Origin of the sequence: Stenotrophomonas sp. SrG, from assembly GCF_050031795.1 — a bacterium.
Taxonomy (GTDB): domain Bacteria; phylum Pseudomonadota; class Gammaproteobacteria; order Xanthomonadales; family Xanthomonadaceae; genus Stenotrophomonas; species Stenotrophomonas rhizophila_A.
In genome coordinates this window covers 1-237 of the sequence record NZ_JBNBBE010001254.1, presented here as the reverse complement: position 1 = coordinate 237, position 237 = coordinate 1, and the positions used below count along the sequence as shown (strand labels likewise).

The window sequence follows — 237 nt, the reverse complement described above, 5'->3', positions numbered from 1 at the left end:
CCACCACCAGGCCCAGCCGGTAGTGCATGGGGGAACTCCTGGGGCTGATGGGCGGGGTTGCTCTCCAGCATCGAGCTGCTGGCGGTGTTGGGCGGCACCAGCGGCCATACGTTGGCGCGCGCACCGATGGCCACCTGCAGCAGCGCCGGGCCGCGTTCGCCCAGCAGCGCGGCCAGGCCGCCTTCCACGTCGTCCCGGTTCACGAGGCGGCGGGCCGGAAAGCCGCACACCTTGGCC

General features: G+C 73.0%; 1 pseudogene. It reads right to left on the bottom strand.

Annotated elements, in window-relative coordinates:
- Positions 1–237: pseudogene (locus tag ACQG3P_RS23455) on the bottom strand (acetolactate synthase large subunit); the annotation flags it as partial.